The 7115-nt window shown below is 63.1% G+C and carries 8 protein-coding genes; 1 reads left to right on the top strand and 7 read right to left on the bottom strand.

Annotated features, from left to right (window positions below; all coding sequences use genetic code 11):
* The 7 genes from KTQ37_RS14010 to KTQ37_RS14040 are packed head-to-tail and all read right to left on the bottom strand — an operon-like array spanning window position 1 to window position 5789.
* On the bottom strand, window positions 1-714 hold the full coding sequence (locus tag KTQ37_RS14010; protein ID WP_218631142.1) for a GNAT family N-acetyltransferase: 714 nt from the start codon (window positions 712-714) through the stop codon (window positions 1-3).
* Window positions 711-1838, bottom strand: a complete 1128-nt coding sequence (gene menC / locus KTQ37_RS14015; RefSeq protein WP_218631143.1) for an o-succinylbenzoate synthase — start codon at window positions 1836-1838, stop codon at window positions 711-713. The genes KTQ37_RS14010 and menC overlap by 4 nt, the downstream gene beginning before the upstream one ends.
* An 8-nt stretch (window positions 1839-1846) precedes the next feature.
* Complete coding sequence (locus KTQ37_RS14020; RefSeq protein ID WP_218631144.1) at window positions 1847-2614, bottom strand: ABC transporter ATP-binding protein; 768 nt, start codon at window positions 2612-2614, stop codon at window positions 1847-1849.
* Between the two features lie 11 nt (window positions 2615-2625).
* Window positions 2626-3324, bottom strand: a complete 699-nt coding sequence (locus KTQ37_RS14025) for an ABC transporter permease (protein WP_218631145.1) — start codon at window positions 3322-3324, stop codon at window positions 2626-2628.
* Window positions 3324-4031, bottom strand: coding sequence for an ABC transporter permease (locus KTQ37_RS14030; RefSeq protein ID WP_218631146.1), 708 nt, complete (start codon window positions 4029-4031; stop codon window positions 3324-3326). The genes KTQ37_RS14025 and KTQ37_RS14030 overlap by 1 nt, the downstream gene beginning before the upstream one ends.
* A 28-nt stretch (window positions 4032-4059) precedes the next feature.
* Window positions 4060-4836, bottom strand: coding sequence for an ABC transporter substrate-binding protein (locus KTQ37_RS14035; protein ID WP_218631147.1), 777 nt, complete (start codon window positions 4834-4836; stop codon window positions 4060-4062).
* A 35-nt stretch (window positions 4837-4871) separates the two neighbouring features.
* Window positions 4872-5789: a MurR/RpiR family transcriptional regulator gene (locus KTQ37_RS14040; protein ID WP_328799736.1), complete on the bottom strand. Its 918-nt coding sequence runs from the start codon at window positions 5787-5789 to the stop codon at window positions 4872-4874.
* A 663-nt stretch (window positions 5790-6452) separates the two neighbouring features.
* Here KTQ37_RS14040 and KTQ37_RS14045 point away from each other — a divergent pair.
* The gene (locus KTQ37_RS14045) at window positions 6453-6896 is read left to right on the top strand and encodes a hypothetical protein (protein ID WP_218631149.1); all 444 of its coding nucleotides are present in this window, start codon (window positions 6453-6455) and stop codon (window positions 6894-6896) included.
* Window positions 6897-7115 lie beyond the last annotated feature (219 nt).

Below are 7115 nucleotides of genomic sequence, written 5' to 3' on the forward strand. Positions count from 1 at the left end.
TTAGCGTGATCCAAGCAGATAGCTCGCCGTTGCGCGGTCAAAGCCAAGGATGGCCTGTCCGGCAGCGAAGGCGGGCTGGAGCACGCCCCGCAGCCGCAGCCGCCCAGCCAGAGCCGCCTGCGGATCGGCTGCCATCAAGGCGTCGATGTCACTCGGGATCGCCACGGGTTCAAGATTGGCGGGCAGGGCGAGGGCCCGGCCTTCGGCGCGCGCCACGACCTCGGGCGCGTCAAGCTGCCAATACGCCATGATGCGATCCGAGGGCAGGCCCGCATTGATGCCCGGCATCGCCCCGTAATAATCGACAAAATACTCCGACGCGGTGGCCCCGAGCACGCCGATATTCAGCCCGGCATTGATCGCGCGCAGCGGATCGTAGGTCCAGCGCACCCGGGTGATACCGCGCGCAAGGCACCAGTCGCGCTGGAACCACTTCATTCGCGCACCAAGCCCCAGCCCGCGCGCTTCAGGCGAAACCGCCAGCCGGTGCGAGTGCTGCAAGCCCGCCGTCACCGTCGGAAAGCCGAACAGGAAGGCAAGCATCCGATCGCCCGCGAAGGCGCCCGCCAGCAGCGCGCCCTCGTGCTGCAGAGACAGCATGATGTCCGAATTGTCGGGGCGCTCGCCCTCGCCCCAGACCTCGACCTGAAAACGCTCGGCCCGGGCCAGTTCATCCAGCCCGTTCAACTCGCGCAGCGTGACTTCGGCGTTCATGCGCGGAACTCCTCGGTCATCCGGGTGACGGTTTCGAGGAAGGGGCGGTCGAGCGTTACGCCGACGCCCGGCCCGTTGCCCGGCACCGGCATCAGGCCATCCGCGGCCTCAAGCGGTTCGTTGATGATATCGCGGTGGAAATAGCGGCTGGCCGAGGAGGTATCGCCCGGCTTGGTGAAGTTCGGCAGCGTCGCGAGGTGGATGTTATGCGCGCGCCCGATGCCGCTTTCCAGCATTCCGCCGCACCAGACCGGCGCCCCGAACGCCTCCGAGACATCGTGGATCGCCCGCGCCGCCGCATAGCCGCCAACCCGCCCGACCTTGATGTTGATGACGCGTGCCGCGCCCGCCGCCAGCGCCTTGCGGCAATCGGCGGGGGTGCGGATCGACTCGTCAAGGCACAGCGCGGTGGCGATCTCGCGCTGCACCAACGCATGGTCGTGAATGTCATCTACGGCCAGCGGCTGTTCGATGTAATCGAGGTTGAAGGCATCCATCGCGCGCAGCGTGGCCAGATCGGCCAGCCCGTAAGCGGTATTGGCATCGACGGTCAGCTTGACGTCGGGATAGGCGCGCCGCACCGCTTCGAGCAGCGCCAGATCATGCCCCTGCGCGACCTTGAGCTTGATGCGCTTGTAGCCCGCCTCGACGGCCTCGGCTACGCGCGCAACCGTGGTGTCGATCGCGGTGATGCCAAGCGAAACGCCCACCGGCACCGCATCGCGCACGCCCCCAAGAGCCGCCTTCAGCGGCAGGCCGAGTGCCTTGGTCCACAGATCCCAGAAGGCCATTTCGACCAAGGCCTTGCTCATGCGGTGGCCGCGCCAGGGCGCCAGCAGGGCTGCCAGTTCGGCCGGGTTGCCAAAGCGCTTGCCGACGATCTGCGGCAAGATCAGGTCGCGCAGAAACCCGAGCGCGCCGGGAATAGTTTCCTCGAGATAGTCGGGGAAGGGGTCCATCACCCCCTCGCTGAACCCCTCGACGCCCTCGCCGCGCAGGATCAGCACGGGGAAGGTCTTGTCGGTCAGCGTCTGGTTCGAGACCTTGAAGGGCGTCACCAGCGGCAGGTTGACAATGCGCAGCTCGGCGGACTCGATCTTGAGCCCGGTAAACGGAACGGTCATTTGGGTTCTCAACGGATTTTGGAAATGAAACGGGCGAAGACTTCGCTCTCGGGGTTGTTGAACAGCTTTTCGGGCGGGCCCTGTTCGGCCACGAGGCCCTGATGGAGGAACACCACCTCGGTCGAAACCTCGCGCGCGAAGGCCATCTCATGCGTGACGACGATCATCGTGCGCCCTTCGGCGGCCAGATCCTGCATCACCTTGAGCACCTCGCCCACCAGTTCCGGGTCGAGCGCCGAGGTCGGTTCGTCGAACAGGATCGCGTCGGGTTCCATCGCCAGCGCCCGGGCAATCGCCACACGCTGTTGCTGCCCGCCCGAGAGTTGCGAGGGGTAGTGGTGCATCCGCTCGGCAAGGCCGACGCGCGCCAGAAGCGCCTCGGCCTGATCGCGCGCCTCGGCCTTGGGCTTGTGCTTAACCTGCACCGGCCCCTCCATCACGTTTTCCAGAACGGTGCGGTGGGTCCAGAGGTTGAACTGCTGGAACACCATGCCAAGGTGCTGGCGCATCCGCTCGATCTGGCGCTGATCGCCGATGCGGCCGTTGCGGAAGGCGATCGTCTCGCCATGCACCGCGACGCTGCCAGAGCTGGGGATCTCAAGAAAGTTCAGGCAGCGCAGGAAGGTCGATTTACCCGAGCCGGAGGCGCCGAGGATCGAGATCACATCATGGTTGCGCGCTTGCAGGGAGATGCCCTTGAGCACCTCGTGCGTGCCGAAGCTCTTGCGGATGTCCTGGGCGTGAAGGACCAGGTCTTGCGGGGTTTGAGGCTGCATTGTCAGGTTCCTTACGCGCGGCCCGGGGCCGCCATGTGGCGCGACATGCGGCGCTCGGCGAAGCGCCACAGATAGACGAAGCAGGCGGTGATGATCAGGTAGAGCACCGCGGCCTGGAAATAGACGGAGAACTCGAAGCTGCGCGAGAAGATCTGCCGGGTGCGGCCCATCAGGTCGAACACGGTCACGATCGAGGCGAGCGCGGAGGCTTTCATCAGCAAGATGATCTCATTGCCAAGCGCGGGCCAGGCGATGCGATAGGCATGGGGGAAAACCACCCGGCGCAGGATCGTGGGGCGCGACATGCCCACGGCACGCGCGGCCTCGATCTCGCCCACGGCAACGGCCTGAATGCCGCCGCGCAGGATCTCGGTCTGATAGGCGCAGGAGTTCACCGCGAATACCAGAACGGCGCAGTTGAACGGGTCGCGGAAAAAGCCCCACAGACCAAGCGCCGTCAGTTCGGCGCGGAACTGGCCCGAGCCGTAGAAGACAAGGAACAGTTGCGCCAGCAGCGGGGTGCCGCGCACGAAAGAGATATAGGCCCGCAGCGCAAGTTGAGCGGGGAGCGGCCCGTTGGCGCGCAGCAATGCCAACCCCGGCGAGGCCGCGGCCGCGATGGCCGCCCCCAAGCCGGTCAGCGCAAGCGTGGTCACCGTGCCGTCGAGCAGCTTGGGCAGGTTGGCGGCCAGTGTGTCGAAGAATGCCATCATGCCCTCCGCAGGCCACGGTTGGCGCGCCGCTCAAGCTGCGCCAGAACCAGTTCGGACAGAAGGCACATCAGCCAGTAGATCAGGCAGGCCACGAGGTAGAAGGTGAAGGGTTGCTTGGTCACGCCCACGGCCACCTTGGTCGCGCGCATCAGATCATCAAGCGCGATCACCGACACCAGCGCCGTGTCCTTGAGCAGGTTGAGCCACAGGTTCCCCATCCCGGGCAGCGCGTAGCGCCACAAAAGCGGCAACTTGATGCGCCAGAAGATCTTGCGCGCCGACATGCCGATGGCGCGGCCTGCCAGGATCTGCCCCTCTGGCACGGCCTGGAAAGCGCCGCGCAGAACCTCGGCCGCGAAGGCCCCGAAGACCAGCGCGAGCGCGATCACCCCGGCTGCGAAGGGCGGGAAGTCGATCGGCCCGGCATCGGGCGCAATCCAGGCCATCATCCGGTTCAGCCCAAGCCCAAGACCGTTATAGACGATGAACAAGGTCAGGATCTCGGGCAGGCCGCGCATCAGCGTGGTATAGCCCACGCCGATCGCGCGCAGCGCCGGGATCTGCGACAGCGACAGCGCCGCCACCGCAAACCCCAACAGTAACCCCACGGGCAGGGTGGTCAGCGCAAGGCGCATCGTCACCCAAAGCCCCGCAAGAATTTCGTCGCCCCAGCCGAGGGGGCCGTAGGAGAACAACTCCATCATCACATGCCGCCTCTCGCCGGGAGCCCGATTACTTCATCGTGTAGATGTCGATGGTGAAGTACTTGTCGTTGATCGCCTGATAGGTGCCGTCAGCGCGGATTTCCTCAAGCGCCTTGTTCAGACGCTCGCGCAGGTCGTTGTCTTCCTGACGCAGCGCGATGCCCACGCCCTCGCCGACAAAGGCCGGGTCGGTGATCGGCTCGCCCGCCAGCTTGCAGCAGGCGCCGTCCTCGGTCTTCTCGACGAAATCGAGCAGCGGCAGCATGTCGCCCACCATCACGTCAAGCCGGCCCGAGGCCATGTCGAGGCTGGCCTCGTCCTGCGTCGGGTAAAGGCGCACGTCCGCATCGGGATACATCTGCACGGCATAGTCGGCCTGCGTCGTGCCCGCCTGCGCGCCCACGACCATATCCTTGAGCGCGTCATTGGTGAATTCGGTGATCTCCGATTCCTTCGGCACGACATGGGTCATTGCCGCCATGTAATAGGGTTCGGTGAAGGCCACCTGCTGCTTCCGTTCTTCGGTAATGAACATCGAGGCGATGATGAAGTCGTACTTGTTGGCCAGCAGACCCGGAATGATACCGTCCCAGTCCTGCGCGACCACTTCGCATTCGGCGCCGATGCGCTTGCACAGCTCCAGCCCGACCTCGACGTCGAAGCCTTCGACCTTGCCGTCGGGCGTGACGTAGTTGAAGGGCGGGTAGGCGCCCTCGGTGCCAAGGCGCAGCGTTTCGGCGTGAACGCCGCCTGCCAGCGTGGCGAAGGCGAGCGAGCAGGCAAGAAGTTTGGTAGCGATCGTCATCATGTTTCCCTGTTGTTGGAGGCTGTTTTGATTGGTTATTGGGCGACCGGTGTCAGCGGGTTGCCGACATGGCCTGTGAACGCGCCGTAAAGCCGCGCGATTTCGTTGAGCCGGGCTTCGGCCCCTTCGCCGCGTGCGAGGAAGATGTCGTTGATCAGCAGGTTGCCAAGCAGCGCCAGATGCGCGGTCGAATCCCAGAACTGGTTGAACTGGGTCGCCACCATGAAGACCTCGTCGGCGTAATCCGCGCCCCAGGCGCAGTAGCGGTCGGTGAAGATCGTGACTGCGATGCCGCGCGCCTTGGCCTCGCGCGCCAGAACCAGCGCCTGGCGCGAATAGCGGCGGGCCTCGAAAATGGCGAGGCAGGTGTCCTGCGGCGCGGCGCCCTCGACCAGCACCTCGGCGAAGTTCCCCGCCGACAGATCCACAAGCTGCACACCGGGGCGCACATATTGCATCTGGCTGGCGAAGTATTGCGCCAGCCCGCGCTCGGTCTGAAAGCCCGTCACAAGCACGCGCGCGCGCTTGGTGAACCGCTCGACCGCCGCTTGCCATTCGGGGGTGCGCGCGAGTTCGTAAACGCCGACCAACCCGGCCATCTCGGCCTCAAGCCCTTGCGACAGGCGCTCGTCGCGCTGCCCGGAGGTGCTGCGCAGCGCCTGAAGGCGGTCCTTGATCAACCAGGGCTGCTCGCCGATGTCGTCTTTCAGGTGATCCTTGAGGTCCTTGAAGTTGGCATAGCCGATCGCCCGGCAGAACCGCCCGATGCTGACCTCGCTCACCTCGATCTTGGTGGCGAGGGTTGCCGCCGTCTCGAACGGCAGGTCCGAGAATTGCGCGAGCATGAAGCTGGCAATCGCCCGCATCGACGGCGATCCCGTCTCGGCTGCCTGAACAAGCCTTGCGCGCAGCGGTTGGTGGGCGGGGGGTGTCAGGGTGCTTACTCCAGGCAGGCATTGTTAGCTTTCTGACATTGCAAGCAGCATTTCATCAATCTTGCAAGTACGAAGTTCCCTTACGGAAGAAAAAGCTTTCCGGCAGGGTCTCTTGGTGGGCCTGCGATCGGCATTGCATGAAGCCAGATGCTCAAGCAGCGGACGTGCGGCTAGAGGGCGGCCAGCGGGCTGAGGCGGCGCTGGCCAATACGAACCGGAGCTAAAGATTTCCATCGCATTGCAGCGATCAGGCTTCGCCGGAAAGCAAAGAGCGGAAAGCGCTCAGAGCGCGAATGTTGAGAATTGTGTTGAGAGCGCCTCGGCCAAAATGGCTAAGTAGTGGAGGCGGGTACCGGAATCGAACCGGTCTTCACGGATTTGCAATCCGTGTTTAGCATTGTAATATATGCATAAAAAAGTAAACCGAGGCAAAGATTCCGTGTTCGTTCGCGGCTATTTATCTGTGCACTGTAAACGGAACGGGGGCATGAACGAAGGACGCGGCGGCCCAAGCGAGTCGACGACCTTCGCAAGTGCGCCGCGGCGTAACTGTGTCGCGCGAGACCAAGCTCTGTCATGCGCGCGGGGCAGCAAACGGATAGCGTGGTCGGGGTTGACCAATGTGTTTCATGGGTTGAATGTTGCCAGTAGTAGGGCCTCAATATCGACTGAGATTTAAAGATGATCGATGACGAAAAAAGACTTGAGTTTGTGCTGTCCGCAGTCGAGTTGGCTTTTAATATGCGTGACGCAGGATTGAGCAAGACCTCTTACTCGAGGGTGCTCCGAGAAACTATCTTTTTCGTTTGGGAAATTCGCAAATTCGAAAAACATTCTCCGCTGCGCGAGCGAAGCCAAGCAGCCGTTGGCTTGCCGAAAAATCAGGTGGATTACGACCACGCCATTCCGATGCAGATTGTAATCGGTAAGCTTTTGGAAGCGTGGCCTAACCGAGAGGAGGTTGTGAATATTGTAAGAAATATGGTGCATGGCGTTATTATAACGAAGCATGAGCACGCGCATCTTCGCCAAATAGGGCTAAATTCAAGAATGCCCCAAGGCTGGGACGGAAATGTATGGACCGCTCGCTTCGATGCTGCGGGTATTGCGCTTGCTTCAAGGTAGATTGCGCTCATTGCCCGCCTGAACGCTTGGTGGGAAACCGCAGTTTCAGACGATCGAGTTCTCCTGAGACGGGACACCCAAAGTTCTGTATGGAAGGACACTGAGCAGACTTCCGGCTGCGCAGAGAACATTCCCTAAGATGGTGCTGTGACCCCCGACATTCATCCAGCTGATGCCGGAGTCCGCGGTTGAGTTTGGCGCGGTTGCGCCGCGGGAGCA

Origin of the sequence: Sedimentimonas flavescens (assembly GCF_019264375.1) — a bacterium.
GTDB classification, from domain to species: domain Bacteria; phylum Pseudomonadota; class Alphaproteobacteria; order Rhodobacterales; family Rhodobacteraceae; genus Rhodobacter; species Rhodobacter flavescens.